Source organism: Pseudomonas sp. NUPR-002 (assembly GCF_056322725.1).
This window is the reverse complement of sequence record NZ_CM150476.1, coordinates 2,588,924-2,604,362: the sequence shown is the minus strand read 5'-3', so window position 1 is coordinate 2,604,362 and position 15,439 is coordinate 2,588,924. Positions and strand designations below refer to the sequence as shown.

13 protein-coding genes are annotated in these 15,439 nt (G+C 61.2%); 8 read left to right on the top strand and 5 right to left on the bottom strand.

Annotated elements, in window-relative coordinates; translation table 11 throughout:
• Positions 1–60 precede the first annotated feature (60 nt).
• Positions 61–1,491: an IS1182-like element ISPa7 family transposase gene (locus tag ACVWSC_RS11885; protein WP_023098450.1), complete on the top strand. Its 1,431-nt coding sequence runs from the start codon at positions 61–63 to the stop codon at positions 1,489–1,491.
• Between the two features lie 500 nt (positions 1,492–1,991).
• Here the strand turns inward: ACVWSC_RS11885 and ACVWSC_RS11880 are convergent, their stop codons facing one another.
• On the bottom strand, positions 1,992–2,789 hold the full coding sequence (locus ACVWSC_RS11880) for an SDR family NAD(P)-dependent oxidoreductase (protein WP_442113825.1): 798 nt from the start codon (positions 2,787–2,789) through the stop codon (positions 1,992–1,994).
• A 199-nt stretch (positions 2,790–2,988) separates the two neighbouring features.
• On the opposite strand from ACVWSC_RS11880, the gene ACVWSC_RS11875 reads away from it, so the two are divergent.
• A complete protein-coding gene (locus ACVWSC_RS11875) occupies positions 2,989–3,393 on the top strand; it encodes a DUF6632 domain-containing protein (RefSeq protein WP_442113824.1) in 405 nt (134 codons plus the stop codon).
• 20 nt (positions 3,394–3,413) lie between these two features.
• On the opposite strand, the gene ACVWSC_RS11870 is transcribed toward ACVWSC_RS11875, so the two are convergent.
• Complete coding sequence (locus tag ACVWSC_RS11870) at positions 3,414–4,145, bottom strand: tellurite resistance TerB family protein (protein ID WP_442113823.1); 732 nt, start codon at positions 4,143–4,145, stop codon at positions 3,414–3,416.
• A gap of 428 nt (positions 4,146–4,573) precedes the next feature.
• Between ACVWSC_RS11870 and ACVWSC_RS11865 the strand changes: the two genes are divergently transcribed.
• Positions 4,574–6,043, top strand: coding sequence for a sensor histidine kinase (locus ACVWSC_RS11865; protein WP_442113822.1), 1,470 nt, complete (start codon positions 4,574–4,576; stop codon positions 6,041–6,043).
• Between the two features lie 207 nt (positions 6,044–6,250).
• Here the strand turns inward: ACVWSC_RS11865 and ACVWSC_RS11860 are convergent, their stop codons facing one another.
• The 3 genes from ACVWSC_RS11860 to ACVWSC_RS11850 all read right to left on the bottom strand — a co-directional run bounded on the left by ACVWSC_RS11860 (position 6,251) and on the right by ACVWSC_RS11850 (position 9,823).
• Positions 6,251–7,609 carry an MFS transporter gene (locus ACVWSC_RS11860; RefSeq protein WP_442113821.1) on the bottom strand — a complete coding sequence of 453 codons (1,359 nt, stop codon included), beginning with the start codon at positions 7,607–7,609 and terminating at the stop codon, positions 6,251–6,253.
• A gap of 56 nt (positions 7,610–7,665) precedes the next feature.
• Complete coding sequence (locus ACVWSC_RS11855) at positions 7,666–8,736, bottom strand: C45 family autoproteolytic acyltransferase/hydolase (protein WP_442113820.1); 1,071 nt, start codon at positions 8,734–8,736, stop codon at positions 7,666–7,668.
• A 175-nt stretch (positions 8,737–8,911) separates the two neighbouring features.
• Entirely contained in the window at positions 8,912–9,823 is a 912-nt protein-coding gene (locus ACVWSC_RS11850; RefSeq protein ID WP_442113819.1) for a LysR family transcriptional regulator, read from the bottom strand.
• A 244-nt stretch (positions 9,824–10,067) separates the two neighbouring features.
• Between ACVWSC_RS11850 and ACVWSC_RS11845 the strand changes: the two genes are divergently transcribed.
• From ACVWSC_RS11845 to ACVWSC_RS11825, 5 genes are all read left to right on the top strand, one after another.
• Positions 10,068–11,789: an amidohydrolase gene (locus ACVWSC_RS11845; RefSeq protein ID WP_442113818.1), complete on the top strand. Its 1,722-nt coding sequence runs from the start codon at positions 10,068–10,070 to the stop codon at positions 11,787–11,789.
• A gap of 121 nt (positions 11,790–11,910) precedes the next feature.
• A complete protein-coding gene (locus tag ACVWSC_RS11840) occupies positions 11,911–12,636 on the top strand; it encodes a TorF family putative porin (protein ID WP_442113817.1) in 726 nt (241 codons plus the stop codon).
• Between the two features lie 109 nt (positions 12,637–12,745).
• On the top strand, positions 12,746–13,879 hold the full coding sequence (locus tag ACVWSC_RS11835; protein ID WP_442113816.1) for an aminotransferase class V-fold PLP-dependent enzyme: 1,134 nt from the start codon (positions 12,746–12,748) through the stop codon (positions 13,877–13,879).
• 95 nt (positions 13,880–13,974) lie between these two features.
• Positions 13,975–14,559: a DcrB/PsbP domain-containing protein gene (locus ACVWSC_RS11830; protein WP_442113815.1), complete on the top strand. Its 585-nt coding sequence runs from the start codon at positions 13,975–13,977 to the stop codon at positions 14,557–14,559.
• Positions 14,560–14,928: 369 nt separating this feature from the next.
• On the top strand, positions 14,929–15,273 hold the full coding sequence (locus tag ACVWSC_RS11825) for a DUF6124 family protein (RefSeq protein ID WP_442113814.1): 345 nt from the start codon (positions 14,929–14,931) through the stop codon (positions 15,271–15,273).
• Positions 15,274–15,439 lie beyond the last annotated feature (166 nt).

Genomic DNA, 15,439 nt, shown 5'->3' with positions numbered 1-15,439 from the left:
AAAAACGTTGGCATCGTCCTTGCTGTGATTTGATGGATTCAAAATCAGCGGGGGACGCCAATGAAGCGCTTTATCCAGGGAGAGCACCGAGGGCAAAGCACACTGCTTCCCGAGAGCTTGGATGACTACGTGGCGGACACCAACCCGGTGCGGGTGGTCGATGTTTTCGTCGATGAACTCGACCTTGGCCTACTGGGTTTCGAGGGTGTCGTCCCGGCGGAAACCGGCAGACCCGCCTACCATCCTGCTGACCTGCTGAAGATCTACATCTACGGTTACCTCAACCGTATCCAGTCCAGTCGACGTCTCGAACGCGAGAGTCAGCGCAACGTTGAGTTGATGTGGCTGACCGGACGTTTGATGCCGGACTTCAAGACCATCGCCAACTTCCGCAAGGATAACGGCAAGGCAATCCGCGGCGTCTGTCGGCAGTTCGTGGTGCTGTGCCAGCAACTTGGCCTGTTCTCTGAAGCGCTGGTAGCCATTGATGGCAGCAAGTTCAAGGCGGTCAACAACCGTGACCGCAATTTCACCAGCGCCAAGCTTCAGCGGCGAATGGAGGAGATCGAGTCCAGCATCAACCGTTACCTGACCGCACTGGATACCGCTGATCGCCAGGAACCGGCCGTGGCGCAGGTCAAAGCCGAACGCCTCCACGACAAGATTGCGACCTTGAAAACTAAGCTGCGGGAGCTCAAGGAAGTCGAGGTACAGCTCAACGAAACACCGGATAAACAGATCTCCCTGACCGATCCCGATGCCCGCTCAATGAAGACCCGGGGCAGCGGAATAGTCGGCTACAACGTGCAGGCGGCGGTCGACGCGAAGCACCACCTGATCGTGACCCACGAGGTCACGAACGACGGGGTCGATCGAGACCAACTGAGCTCCATGGCCAAGCAAGCGCGAGAGGCCATGGGTGTCGAGGAACTCTCGGCGGTCGCAGACAGAGGGTATTTCAAAGGCGAAGAAATCCTGGCGTGCCATGAGGCTGGAATCACCGTTTTCGTGCCCAAGACGCTGACCTCGGGAGCGACAGCGGCTGGTCGCTTCGGCAAAGGTGATTTCATCTATGACGCAGCCAAGAACGAGTATCGATGCCCGGCTGGGCAAAGCCTGATCTGGCGGTTCTCAAGCGTCGAAAAAGGGCTGAAACTGCACCGCTACTGGAGTTCGCATTGCCAGGGTTGTGCGTTGAAAGAGCACTGTACGCCTAGCTCAGAGCGCCGAGTGAGCCGATGGGAGCATGAGGCAGTGCTCGAAGCGATGCAGAGTCGCCTGGATCAAGCGCCTGAAATGATGCGAATCCGCCGTCAGACGGTCGAGCACCCGTTCGGCACGCTGAAGAGCTGGATGGGCGCCACCCACTTCCTCACCAAGACTCTCGACCGAGTGAGTACCGAGATGAGCCTGCATGTGCTCGCCTACAATCTCAAACGCGTGTTGAACGTGCTGGGCAGCGGTGCCCTGATGGCAGCGATGAAGGCCTGAGGCCTGTTCTACGACTCGTACCGCCCTCCAGCAGGCGTACTGAAGCCGAAAGTGCCATAGCAACCAGAATTATCGATTGCGCCTGATTGGGCCTCCGACGGCCTCCTAGACGCTGAGAAAATCCCCGGAAGTTGATGGTCATCGTTTGCTGCGTTTTTACACGGTCTGGGCCGGAAGCGGTCATTGTTGACTGGCAGCTCACGGCCAAAAGGAGACGATCGGCTGGCGTAAAAACAGGGCCGAGAGTTCAAGCTTTCAGCCCTTTACGGGGCCAATCAAACGGTGACCACAATCTTGCCGACTTGCTGATTGGCTTCCGCATATGCTCTACGCCCCGGACCGCAGGATGCCCCCAAGCACCGCAGTTTCCTGGATTTTGCCCTGGAAGCCTGTGGGCGCAAGCGCCTTCTCTAGCGGTAGAAAATCAATCTCTGCTCCTGGCCAATTGCTGCCTTTAATGAAAGGCCGCTATGCGCCCCTTGTGTTCATACACGCTGGATTCAGATCGCAAGGCTGTCGACCACACCACCGTCGACCCGCAGGGCTGCGCCGGTGGTGGCGGAAGAGTAAGGGGACGCGAGGTAGACCACCATGTGGGCGACTTCGTCGACGTCGGCAACGCGCTGGATAATCGAACTCGGGCGGGCGTTGCGCACGAAATGGTCAGCCTCTTCGCGGATGCTGCGACCGGAGGCCTTGGCGGCTTCGGCCACCATGCTGGCGACGCCCTCGCTTAGAGTCGGCCCGGGCAGCACAGCATTGACGGTGACGCCGGTACCTGCAAGACGCTTGGCCAGACCGTGCGATACGGCAAGGTTGGCGCTCTTGGTCACGCCGTAGTTGATCATGTCGGCCGGGATGGCGATGCCCGATTCCGAAGAGATGAACAGGATCCTGCCCCAGCCCTTTTCCACCATTCCCGGGGCGTAGTGGCGAGCCAGACGCACGCCCGACAGTACGTTGATTTCGTAAAAGCGGACCCATTCGCTATCGGCTACTTCAAAGAAGTCGACATCGTCGTAGATGCCCAGGTTGTTGACCAGGATGTCGGCCTTGGGGTGGGCGGCGATCAGCGTTTCGACACCCGCGGCGGTGCCCAGGTCGGCGACGACGCCCTGTACCTGGCCTCGCCCGGCTTGGGCACGCAGTTCGGCCAGGGCGGCATCCAGCGATGTCTGGCTACGGCCAGCGATGACTACGTCAGCATGGGCACGCGCCAGACCACGGGCGATGGCTAGGCCAATACCGCCGGTAGAGCCGCTGATGATAGCGGTGCGTGCGCTGAGGTCGATGTTCATGGGGTGACTCCTGTGCGTGAGTTGCAGCAATTGGGTGTGCTAGTGGCGCACCACACGGCTGCAACCCAAAGCAGCCGGTGGACGGAGCAATGGCAAATCAGTAGCTATGCTTGGTCTACTGTCGGAACTGATTGAGCAGATTGGGCGATATCACCCCCACTCGGGGTCTTTTAGCGTCAGGCCCCAGGAGGATCCCGCTATGAGCGTAGTCGGTCGCCTCAGGTATTTGCGCGTCGTTCTCGTTTTGGCTGGCCTCGCGTGCCTTGCTCTCTACCCACTTATGTTGTTCTGGCCATCCGGCTGGGCCTGGCACGTCGGTCACTCGGACTACCCGATGATGATCGTTGGCATCTACGCCACACTTGGCGTGTTCTTGATCCTGGCCGCACGTGATCCATTAGCCAATCTGAGCCTGATCTGGTTCACCGTGTGGTCTAGCGCTGTACACGGAGCAATCATGGCCGTCCAGGCGGCCACACAGCCGGAGCAAATGGGGCACTTGGCAGGTGACGTGCCAGCGCTCTTCATCGTGGCGGTTGCCTTGGCCATCTTGACGCCGCGCTCGCAATTGACCTCTCGGCCCCGGACACACAAGGGGGACTAAGCGCAGGCCTCTCAGCCCGGTCAAGCGCCGCCCTTGGCCTGCTGCTCCAGATGTACCTGCAAGGTCGGATCGATTTGCAGTGCGCCAGCCAGTTCATCAAGGTAGGCCCGCTCGGCGTCCTGCTGGTCATCCACCAGCATCACGCTGGCCAGGTACATTTCCGCGGCCATGGCCGGGTCCTGGGCCGACTGCGCAACGTCAGCAGCATCGAGGGGCTTGCTGACTTCATCGTCCAGCCATTGCTGCAGTTGCGGGTCGTCGGTGTGACGTTTGATTTCAGCGTAAATCAACTGTTCTTCTTGCTTGTCAATGCGACCGTCAGCCTTGGCGGCGGCAATCAGCGCGCGCAAGATGGCATGGCTGTGATCCTCGGCCTCGGGGCCGGACAATTGGTCGACCGTACGCACCGCCTGTTGCGGCGCTGCTGCGTGGCTACGCTGCCAGCTTTGATAGGCCTGGAACGCCATCATGCCCAACGACGCCAGGGCCGCGTAATTGGTGCCACCTGCTGAGCGCCCCTGGGTATAGCCGCCAGCACTGCCGCCACCCGCGCCACCCAACAGGCCGCCGAGTAAACCACCAAGGCCACCACCGCCGCCCATTGCTCCGCCACCACCACCGCCAAGCAGACCACCGAGCAAGCCGCCCAAACCGCCCAGGCCGTCTTGCGCGGACATGCCGCCGCTGCCTTGGCGCGCTTGCGAGCCCTGCCCGGCCTGAAGTAGTTGTTCGAGTAAATCACTGGTGTTCATGGCGCCTCCCTCAGTCGGTAGTCGTTGCCCAGACAAGCAACGATAGCCCCCTCAAGGCGATTCGCCATGACCGTCTGGCCGACGAAGCATCTCGCCCCGGCCACAACGCGGTAGGAGCGGGCTTGCCCCGCGATGGCGATCTGTCAGTCACATCGCATCGCGGGGCAAGCCCGCTCCCACTTCAAACCTGAGCGGGTGGATTGCCGGGCATTGGATACCCCACTTCCCCGCCCGCCCCAAAACACCCTCATTTGGGTGTCATAAACCCAATCAACCCCCAAATGAGGGTGCTTTTTGGGTGCCACCTTTAGCGCGCCGGAGCCCCAACCCAAGCGCCAGGGGCTATCGAGCCTGGCATGGTGCGTGCTTGTTCCATGATCTGAACTGCAGTGCAGAGTGTTCTTTCACAATCTCGAGGTGTGAAGCTCATGCAGCAAACTCACGAGACTAACCTACCAACCTCGGCGATCGAAAACGCCGGTCGGCATCAACGCGCTTCGCTTTGGGCGAAACTCAACGTCATCCGAAGGCCCTCGCTTCCCATCGGAGCCCGCATCATTGCGGTGGCCGCCTTGGTTGGGCTGGTTGCCACCAGCGTGATTGTCAGTATCAGCACCGAACAAAGTACCGCCCTCACGGCCAAGTTCATACAGGCCTTGGGCGCAGTGGATACGGGTAGCACGGGGCTGCCGGGATATCAGACAAGCGACCTGCTGGACTCGCGTGCAGACAGCGGCTTGCCGCAGGAAACCCGGATCAATCGTCAGAAATCACGAAATCTGTTTTTTCAGAGCCTGAGCAACATTGCCAAACAGTCGGATACGTTGTTAATCAATGTTTATGCACCCGACAAAGTCATTATCTGGTCCAGCAACTCAAAACTGATCGGCCAGCAATTCCCAGACAACGACGAACTTGAGAGCACTGAGTCCGGTAAGGGTGGCGTCGTTGCAAGCTACCACCAGGTAAAAGAAAGTCGCAAAGAACAGCAGTTCATTCGAAAGCCAAGCAACCTGTTTATCGAGCATTACATCCCGCTCGTCAACAAGGCCGGAGAAGTGCCCTCAGTGGTCGAGTTCTATACCGAACACCCCGGTTGGCTGACCAACACTCGATCAGGTTACCTGGTGATGTGGTTGGCCTGCTCGATTGGCGCAGCGTTGATCTACCTTGGTCTCCTCTCCTTTACCGGTAGGCTTGGCAACCTGTTTCCTTCGAGGACTCAGAAGAACATCGACCACGAAATGGCCGCCTTGCTTAACGACGTGTCCAGCGTTGTGGCTCACAACTTACGCAACCCGCTCGCCGCGGTCCGTTCCAGTGCAGAACTGGCCCTGGAGATCGGCACTCAAGCGGCCTGCAAAAACATCGGGGACATCATCAACCAGGTCGACTGCATGTCAGACTGGATCAAGGAACTGCATGTGGCGTCCACTTCGCTGAAGGGTGAAATCGGTAAAGTCGATCCGGTAGACGCAGTGCTTGAGACTTTGCGAAATCTTGAACTGCCATTAAGCAACGCCAATGTACATGTTGAGTTTTCAGCCACCCGCACCTTGCCGGTCACCGGTCATCACCGGTTGCTCGTTCAAATATTGGACAGCCTGGTATCCAATGCGATAGATGCGATGCCAGACGGCGGGATTTTGTACATAACCATCAATCAACGCTCGTTCAAGCGGTTGAACATCACCGTACAGGACACCGGCAAGGGATTGACCGCTGCCCAACAGAAAGCACTGTTTCGGCCCCGTTGCGCGATCAAACAGGGAGGCTTTGGAATCGGTTTGATGTTGGTGAAATTGATCATGCAGCGCTTTGGTGGTCACGCAAGCCTGGCCACCGGCAAAAACAAGGGAACGACCGTGAACCTGTGCTTTCGGATGGCGCAGAACTGACGCTGTTTGTGTGGCGAGCGTTTTGCGAACGCCCTGTAGCGCCACCGCTACAAGGCCCCTCCGTTGATCACGTTATTGCTCGGTGGGAGCGGCCTTGCCCCGCGATGGCGGCCCTCCAGACACACCGCATCGCGGGGCAAGCCCGCTCCCACCGAGTCAGTTTTTGCAAAGTCGCCAACTTAGATCCGCCGCGATGTGAAGCGGCTTCTATTGTTTGTCGCCAATGCCCATTAGCGTCGCAGCAACTTCGCTTGCACCTGCACCACCATCAGCTTCTTCATCGATTTTCGCCATGCTCAACCGCGATGTCTCCCGTAGCTTCAATGAGCACACTGCGACTAATGTCAGTGCCACAGCTCCATACATCGCCACACCCAGCGGGTTGTGGTCAGTGAGGATAAGGATCGCCGTGGCGATACTCGATGCGGTGCCCCCACCCAGCGCCGCGCCGATCTGGTAACTGAAGGAGATCCCCGAGTAGCGCATGCTGCGTGGAAACTGCTCGCCCAGGAACGCCGGGATCGGCCCTTGGGTCGCGCCCATCAACAGGCCTGTGAGGCTGTAGGCGAACAAAGCGATGCCGAAGCTCTTCATGCCGACCAGCTCGAAGAAAGCGAACAGCCCGAGCGCCATGACCACCGCCCCGAACACCATCACCGTGCGCCGGCCCAGACGGTCGGACAGGTAGCCGAACAGCGGCGCGGAGAACACGATGGCGATCGACAAGGTCAGGTCGAAGATCAACGCCTGGGTGCTGCCGAAGCCTACTTGGGTGGCGTAGGTCAGGAAGAAGGTGCTGCCGATGTAGGCAATAGTGCAGTAGCCGAAGGCAATCCCGGTGCACAGCAGCAACTGACGTGGACGCTGACGCAAGGCCTCGGCCAGCGGAGCTCGGACCGGCTTGACTGCCGGCGCGGCAACCGGTGTCGGTGCCTTCAGCCGTGCGTACAGGCCGATCAGCACCAAGGCACCACCGAGCCAGAACGGGATACGCCAGGCAAAGTCCACCAGGTTGTCGTTGAAGGCGGCGCTGACGATGGCGAACACCGCAGCGCCGAGAATCCCTCCGATACCGATGCCCATGCTGGTGAAGCTGCCCCACAGCCCTCGCCTGCCCGGCGGCGCCGCTTCGATGCCGAACAGCGCGGCACCGCCCCATTCGCCTCCGGCGGCAAAGCCCTGGATCAGGCGCAACAGCACCAGCAGGATCGGCGCAGCGACGCCGATGCTGGCATGGCTTGGCAAGCAACCGATGAGGAAGGTGCTCAGGCCCATGAGCAACAAGGTCGCGACCAGCACCTTTTGGCGACCGATGCGGTCACCGTAGTGGCCGAACACCAAACCACCCAGCGGACGGGCGAAGAAGCCTGCGCCAAAGGCGCTGAAGGCCACCAAGGTCGCGGTCAGGTGGTCCATCTGGGGAAAGAACACCTGGGGAAACACCAGCGCAGCCGCAGTGCCGTAGATGATGAAATCATAGAACTCCAGCGCAGTGCCCATGCCGGAGACGCAAAAGGTCCGCAACGCAGACCGGGACGACGCAGGGTTGGAATGTTCCGCATGCATTGTTGTTATTCTCATTGTCAGCGGGCGCCGCCTTGTTCTGGCGGCACCGGGTGGGCTCAGAAGCGTTCGAAGCCAGCCTTGGCCAGTTGCAGCGGCGTGCCCGCCACGTATTCCAACAAACAGCGCTCGGTATCGATCCCCACGCTCAGCAGGGTTTCCCAACGCTCGGTATCAGGCATGGCCATGTCCGGGTGGAAGCAGATCGGTGCGCTGTCACCCTGCGCGCCGCACATGGCTTCGGCACGGGCGCGCAGGTCGGCGCTGCCCATCTGGCCGATCACCTGTTCCAGGTGACCCAGGCGGCACTGGGTGTCGGCGCGGTCAGCGACCTGTTCGCCCAGGCTCAGTTGCGGGTCGAGGAAGTGGTTGGTGTGCAGCAACCAGCCGTCTTCACGCGGTAGCACCAGCGCCGTGCGCTCTGGGCTCAGTTCGATGCTGACGGCGCGCGGGCTGCTGTCTTCGCGAGAGAACACGGTGAGCACGGTGGAGGCGCTGACCCGCGCCGAACGGGCCAGCTCGATAGCTTCCTCTACGCTGCTGGCGTCTTCGAGCAGACGACGGGCAATGGCGTGCACCGGCACACCCCCGCTGTCGTTGTCGCTGGTGTGGTGGAGAATGTTGAAATGCAGGCCCAGGCCTGCGCTGTTCACGCCCAGCTTGGCGAGCATGCCGAATTCGCAGAACAGTTTGACGTTCATGCCACGCTCGGTATGCAGCGCCAGCATCAGGCCGTGGGGGCAGAGGCTGTCGTGCCAGTCCCAGGTTTGCAGGGTCTGCGGCGCGCGTGGGCCGCGCGGCGCATGCACGGTGGTGGAGCATTCGCTGTGACGGGTGCGTGCGGCCAGGACCTCGGTGCGGGCGTTCAGGCTTGCCAGCTGCCACAACGGCAGGTCGACGCCGCGGGCCATACCGATCACCTCGGCCGCCAGGTTCGGGCTCCAGGCTTGCAGGGCTGCCAGGCTGTTTTCGCCGATACGCTGCGCTTCACGCAGGGACACCCCCACCCGCGGGAAGAAATCCAGATAGCGCTGGGTGGTGTGGCGGATCTGCTCGGCAAAGCGCTCGCCGATCTGGCGACCCCGTTCGACGGGCGTGCGGACATCGGTGACTAGGGTATGGATCTTCACTGCGGGGAACTCCTGGTACAGAAGGCTCGAGGCATCGTTGCAGTTCTGGAAAGAATGCGGACACTGGATTCAGGCAACCACCGCTAGCCTAGCGAGCCTCCCCCGCTCGATCATCGCCACAACCTGCACAACTTTTGTGCCTGAGCGGAACAATTGCCTCCCCTACCCGCCTCGACTACAACCCCTGGCTGCGCAATTGCTCGCGCAGTAAGGCGATGAAGGCTTGCACCTTGCGCGTGCTGCGGCGATGGGGCAGGTACAGCACGTGCACCCAGGGTCCGAAGGCGCTCAACGCCCGCCAATAGTCGGGCAGCACCTCCACCAATTGCCCCGTGGCCAGATACGGCGCGGCGCACCAGGTGGGCACGAACTGCAGGCCATGACCATCGAGCAAGCAGGCGAGCAGGAAGTCGAAGTTATCGCTCACCAGCCGAGGCGTGGGCTGGCGCACGCGCAAGGTCTGGCCCTGGTGCTCGACCCACCAGAAGCTGCGGTTGAGCAGAGGGTGGCGCAGCAGCAGCCAGTCGTGCTGGGCGTAGTTCTCCAAGGTGATGGCCTCGCCACGGCCGGCCAGGTAGTCGGGGCTGGCACAGAGGATCACGCGGTTCTCGATCAGTGGCTGGGCGATCAGCTCCGGCTGGTCGGTGGGGCCATCGCGCAGCGACAGGTCGTAACCGCCGTCGATCAGGTCTTCGTTGGCGTCGTTAAGGTTGACCTCCAAACGCACCTGCGGGTGTTCGCGCATGAAGCGAAAGCACACCTGGTTGAGAAACGCCGGGCCAAACGATGGCGGCGCGGTGATGCGCAGGGTGCCACGCAGCTCGTTTTGCAACTGCTCCACCTCCTCGGTCACCAGCTGCAGGTGCATCAAGGCCTGGCGCGCGCCTTCCAGGTACAGGCTGCCGGCCTCGGTGAGCGCCATGCGCCGGGTGGTGCGCTCAAACAAGCGCACCCCAAGCTCGGCTTCCAGGTGGGCAACGGCCTTGGTGATGGCCGAGGGCGTCTTGCCCAACTGCTCGGCCGCTCGGCTGAAGCTGCCGTGCTCGGCGGCGGCGACGAATATGGTCAGGGCCGTCATTTTGTCCATGGTTTCTTCCTGTTCGGCACAAGCGAGGCAATGGAGGGGAGCGTGAGAGTATCCACGCCCTTTTATCAAGCCCGCAAACGGCGCGGATTTGAATAGGCAGCGTGCAGCCTGTGGCTTGCACCGAGGCAATCGTAAGCCAGAGATTGTTTCCTGATCGCGAAAAAAGTTGTGCCTGTCGTCGCATTTAACCGGCCTTGCGCTTTGACTAGGCTGCGGCTCCATCACAACAACAACGAGGCATCGAATGAACCACCTTCTGAAGATGGCGATCAGCGCGGGCCTGGCCTGTACCTCCCTGCACAGCTTCGCGGCAGTGGACGTGATCTTTCACAACGCCAAGGTCTACACCGCCGAGCCGGGCCAGCCGCTGCAGCAGGCGCTGGCGATCGAGGGCGAGAAGATCGTCGCCGTGGGCTCGGACCAGGCTGTGCTGGGCCTGAAGGCCGACGGCACCCGGGTCATCGACCTGGGCGGCAAGGTGCTGATGCCAGGCATGCTCGACTCCCACTCCCATGCCATCAAAGGCGGCCTGCAACTGGAGTTGGCCAACCTGATGGGTGAGCAGATCCCCCTTGATGAACTGGAACAGCGCCTGCGCGCGTGGCGCAAAGATGGCAAGGCAGTGCGTGGCGAATTCCTGGCCGTCGGTGGCGTGCCGGGGACCTACTGGGATGACATCCCGGCCCTGGAGCAGCGCTTCAACCAGGGCGAATGGGCCGAACAGCCAATCCTGCTGGCCGCCAACGACATGCACACCGGCTGGGCCAACCAGGCCCTGCTCAAGCGCGCCAAGATCGATGCCAAGACCATTGCGGCGTTGCCCGCCGAAGCGCGCAGCACCATTGGCCAACACCAGGACGGCACGCCCAACGGATTTCTGGCTGACGCCAGCTACTACCCGGTGACCGACCTGCTGCCGCCGCTGTCCCACGACACCCTGATGACCGCCGGGCGGATGGCCCTGGACTACTCCAGGCAGCTCGGCATTACCGGCTGGATGGATCCGCTGGCCAACGAACTGCCCGGCGCGGATGTGAAGAACGACTCGCTGGGCGTGTTACCGGTCTACAAGGACCTCTCCGAGCGGGGTGAGTTGACGGCCCACATCGCCGCGTTGCTGATGGCCGACGCCAAGGCCCGCCCGACCGACCTGGATGCGCTGGACAAGGTACGCCAGCAGTTCCTCGGCGTGCGCAACCTCACCCTGCCCGGCATCAAGGTATTCGCCGACGGCGTCGCCGAAATGCCGGCGCAGAGCGCGGCGATGCTCGAGCCCTACAAGAACTCCGGCCAACGCGGCGAACTGCTGCTGGACCCGAAGCACTTCGGTGAACTGGTCGATGCCGCCGACGCTCGTGGCTGGCTGGTGCATGTGCATGCCATCGGCGATCGCGCCGTGCGCGAGGCACTCAACGGCGTGGAACAGGCTCGACGCGCACGTCACAGCGGCGTTCCCCATTCGATCACCCACTTGCAAATGGTCAGCGCTCAGGACTATCCGCGCTTCAAGCAACTCGATGTGATCGCTTCGATGCAGTTGTACTGGGCCAGTGCCGACGAGACTAACCTCGATCTGGTCAAACCGTATGTCGACGCGCATGCCTTCGCCCACAGCTACCCGGCCCATTCTCTGTACAAGGCCGGTGCGACCATCGCCGGCGCCAGCGACTGGCCGATCACCACCCCAGAGCCATGGAAGGCGATCTATCAGGCAGTGAGCCGCAAGGGCCCCAAGGGCGTGCTCAATGCTGACGAGGCCATCGACCGGGAAACCATGTTCCAGGCCTACACCCTCAATGCCGCCCGCGCCATGCGCCTGGAACAGCAGGTCGGCTCACTGAAGGCTGGCAAGCAGGCCGACATGATCGTCCTCGACCGCGATGTGTTCAGCGTCGCCCCCGAGGCGCTGCGTGACACCCAGGTGCTGCAGACCTGGTTCGCCGGCAAGCAGATCTACCAGCGCTGACTGCTGCACGGGCAAACCCGCCCCCGCAGGCGCAACACAAATCCCTGTGGGTGCGGATTTGCCCGCCAAAGCCACACCTGCTTCACCGTGCACAACAACAATAATAATTGGAACGTATCGAATGACCGTACGCAACCTTATCGCAGGCGGCCTGCTCATCTGCACCCCGCTGGCCCATGCCATCACCCTCAACGACGACCTCAGCCTCGAGGCCAAGGCTGGTCTGTTCAGCGACTACCGCACCCGTGGCATCTCCCAGACCCAGAACGATCCGGCCCTGCAGGGCTCTGTGACCCTGGCTCACTCCAGCGGCCTGTACGCCGGCGTATGGAGCTCGAACGTCGACTTCGGTTTCGGCAGCAGCACGCGCCAGGAGCTGGACTACTACGCCGGCTACTTCTGGCAAATCAACGACGATGTCACCCTCGACACCTCGTACATCAAATACGTGTACCCGCGCCAGGGCGACTTCAACTACGGCGAATACCATGCCGAACTGCACGCCTGGGGTGTATTGCTGGGTGGCAATTATTCAGACAACTTCAACGGCGACCAGTCGATGCTCTACAGCTATGTGGGCTATACCACCCTGTTGCCATACGACACCGAACTACGGGTGCGCTATGGGCGCAACGACTACAAGGACCCAAGCTGGTTCAGCAATGACGGTGCCAGCCGTGACGACTACCATGAATGGGAAGTGAAGCTGACCCGCACGCTGCTGTCGCTTGATTGGTCGGTCAGCTACATCGACACCGACCTTTCCGAGAGCGAATGCGCCAGCTATCTGGGCTTCAAGGATGTCTGCTCGGCCACCGTGGTGGCCTCGGTCAGCAAGACGTTCTGAACCTGCGAGATGCCAGGAGGTGTACACAATCCCCCCAGGCAATCTTGTCATTTGCCAAGGCTTGAGGCAGGGTCGATACCAAGGAAATCTCTGCCAAAGGAGTCACACCATGTCAAAGCTCTACCCCAGTATCGATCCTGAGGGGCTGGTCGAGTACTCGGTGGTCTACACCGACCGCTCGCTCAACCACATGTCGCAGTCATTTCAAGGCGTGATGAACAACATTTCCAAGACCCTCAAACAGGTCTACAACGCCCAGGCTGTTGCAGTGGTCCCGGGTAGCGGCACGTTCGGCATGGAGGCGGTGGCGCGTCAGTTTGCCACCGGCCAGCACTGCCTGGTGATTCGCAACGGCTGGTTCAGTTATCGCTGGAGCCAGATCCTCGAAATGGGCAACATCCCAGCGGCCACCACGGTGCTCAAAGCGCGACCGGTCGAAGCGGGTCGTCAGGCCGCCTATGCTCCACCGCCTCTGGACGAAGTGCTGGCAGCCATTGAGGCACAGAAGCCGCAGATTGTCTTCGCTCCCCACGTTGAAACCTCATCAGGGATCATCCTGCCCGATGACTACCTGCGGGCCATCGGTGACGCCGTGCATGCGGTGGGTGGCCTGTTCGTGCTGGACTGCATCGCCTCAGGCACGATTTGGGTTGATATGCACAAATGCGCAGTCGACCTGCTGATCAGCGCACCGCAGAAAGGCTGGAGCGCCTCCCCTTGCTGCGCCCTGGTGATGTTCAGCGAGTTGGCCCTGGCGCGCATCGAGCAGACACAGAGCAGCAGCTTTGCCTGCGACCTGAAAAAATGGCTGCAGATCATGCAGGCCTACGAACAGGGCGGACATGCCTACCATGCAACCATGCCCAGCGACGCCCTCGCGCGATTCAACGAAGTGATCAAAGAGATGCAGGCCTACGGTTTCGACAAACTCCGTGGCGAACAACAGACGCTGGGCGATCGGGTGCGCGCCCTGTTGACCGGCAAAGGCATCAAAAGCGTGGCCGCCGCCGGCTTTCAGGCCCCTGGCGTGGTGGTGAGCTACACCGATGATGCCGACATCAAGAGCGGCAAGAAATTTGCCGCCCGCGGTCTGCAGATCGCTGCTGGCGTACCGTTGCAATGCGACGAGCCGGCCGACTTCCAGACCTTCCGTATTGGGCTGTTCGGACTTGAAAAGCTGCACAATATCGAACGCACGGTCAGCACCCTCGAGCAGGCAGTGGACGAGGTGATGGTGAACTAGCGTCGACCGTCAACGGCCCTTCATCAAGGGCCGTTGACGATCACAAGCAGGTTTATGTGAAGCTATCCACCCTGCCCTGCCCCTCGAGAGGCTGTATGTCGATTTTCAACACCAGAACCCTGACGCTGACCCTGACCCTGGCCGTTGTCGGCCTGTTGGGCCTGTCGAATCTGCAGGCCGCCAGTAAACCCACCACCCAGCCGAAACCTGAAGTGAAGGTCGCGGTACTCGGTGGCAAGTTCAGCTTCAACCTACCAGCAGGCTACGATGCCAGCCCGCTGAGCGCTGATGAGCAGCGCAGCGAAGGCGAAGACGCCGTGGGGACGCTGTACGCCAATGCGCAGGAAAAGCGTGTGGTCATGGTGATCGAAAAACCGCTCCCCGAAGCGTCTCGCCCCGGCGACAACGACGATGCCTTCCTCGACGGCGCCGTCAGTGGTTTCGTCGAACGCCAGAGCGCCGGGCTGCCGGACTTTCGACAAACCGGCGAGTCGCGCCTTAGCCGCAACGGCCTGGGTGTGCGACAAGTCGACAGTACCGCGACCCTGGGTGGCGGTAAAACCTTGAACAGCACCTTTATCGCAGGTTCTGGTGATCGCATGGCAGTCATCCAGGTCATTTCCCGCAGCGACGATGCCAGCGGTCATGCTGCGCTGGTCAAGCGAATCGCGGGGCAATAGCAGCCTCAACCTACGACCTCAAATCGGTAGGAGCGGGCTTGCCCCGCGATAGCAATCTGTCAGTCACATCGCATCGCGGGGCAAGCCCGCTCCTACTTGAATCCCGCCCCCAAGACCGTTACCCTGCCAGCGTCGCTGTCAATCCAGCGACCGGGTTTGGTAGCCCGGAAGATAATCAAGGCGCACAAGCGTCCTATCCGAGCAGTTGGCGCTTTTTTTGTGCCCGCTGTTTCGTGTTATGGCGGCTGTGCGTGGGGCGCACTCGTGCGCGCTGGGTTCCTTGATTCCCGGTCTACCAACCTGCGCACAGCCGCCACCCAATCGTTTGGTAGCGATACGTGGCGGCTCCACCAATCAAGGAGTTCCACCATGACAAAAATTGTCCCCGATCCCCCACCCTCCACCACCCAAACCAGCACCACCTTCGGCACCTGCAACGGCAGCCACGATCCACTGTTCGCCGTGCGCGCCGGCGTCTCCTCCGAAGATGCCCTGGTGCATGCCTGCGTCCTGCTCAAAAGCGCCTTTCAAACCAACGCCCACGCCTGTGACAGGGTCAATGCCGAGGTACGCGGGTTGTTGTGGGCAACAGAGCAATCGCTGGAAATGAGCCTGGCACTGGTGGAAGCGGTGTTGGATGAAGTCGAAGCCCGTTCGGCAACCGCGGCGGTAGTGCGTCGTGCGGTGCAGGCGGAACAAGCTTCGGTGCGTTAAGCGCACGAGGGTATAACAGGGCCGCAGATGCGGCCCGACTGGACGACTACATGCTGCCATTGGAAATCGGCATAAATCGGCCAAAAGCAGCCATTAATGAGCGACCGCTTCCGCCCCTTCGCTGCCTATCGGCATCGGTAAAAATTGGCCGATTACTGCCAATAGT

Bases quoted from the DNA above. Each gene is read 5' to 3' on its own strand.
- ACVWSC_RS11860 (WP_442113821.1), bottom strand. From the start codon at position 7,609: ATGCATGCGGAACATTCCAACCCTGCGTCGTCCCGGTCTGCGTTGCGG.
- ACVWSC_RS11875 (WP_442113824.1), top strand. From the start codon at position 2,989: ATGAGCGTAGTCGGTCGCCTCAGGTATTTGCGCGTCGTTCTCGTTTTG.
- ACVWSC_RS11880 (WP_442113825.1), bottom strand. From the start codon at position 2,789: ATGAACATCGACCTCAGCGCACGCACCGCTATCATCAGCGGCTCTACC.
- ACVWSC_RS11885 (WP_023098450.1), top strand. From the start codon at position 61: ATGAAGCGCTTTATCCAGGGAGAGCACCGAGGGCAAAGCACACTGCTT.
- ACVWSC_RS11840 (WP_442113817.1), top strand. From the start codon at position 11,911: ATGACCGTACGCAACCTTATCGCAGGCGGCCTGCTCATCTGCACCCCG.
- ACVWSC_RS11850 (WP_442113819.1), bottom strand. From the start codon at position 9,823: ATGGACAAAATGACGGCCCTGACCATATTCGTCGCCGCCGCCGAGCAC.
- ACVWSC_RS11870 (WP_442113823.1), bottom strand. From the start codon at position 4,145: ATGAACACCAGTGATTTACTCGAACAACTACTTCAGGCCGGGCAGGGC.
- ACVWSC_RS11830 (WP_442113815.1), top strand. From the start codon at position 13,975: ATGTCGATTTTCAACACCAGAACCCTGACGCTGACCCTGACCCTGGCC.
- ACVWSC_RS11825 (WP_442113814.1), top strand. From the start codon at position 14,929: ATGACAAAAATTGTCCCCGATCCCCCACCCTCCACCACCCAAACCAGC.
- ACVWSC_RS11845 (WP_442113818.1), top strand. From the start codon at position 10,068: ATGAACCACCTTCTGAAGATGGCGATCAGCGCGGGCCTGGCCTGTACC.
- ACVWSC_RS11835 (WP_442113816.1), top strand. From the start codon at position 12,746: ATGTCAAAGCTCTACCCCAGTATCGATCCTGAGGGGCTGGTCGAGTAC.
- ACVWSC_RS11865 (WP_442113822.1), top strand. From the start codon at position 4,574: ATGCAGCAAACTCACGAGACTAACCTACCAACCTCGGCGATCGAAAAC.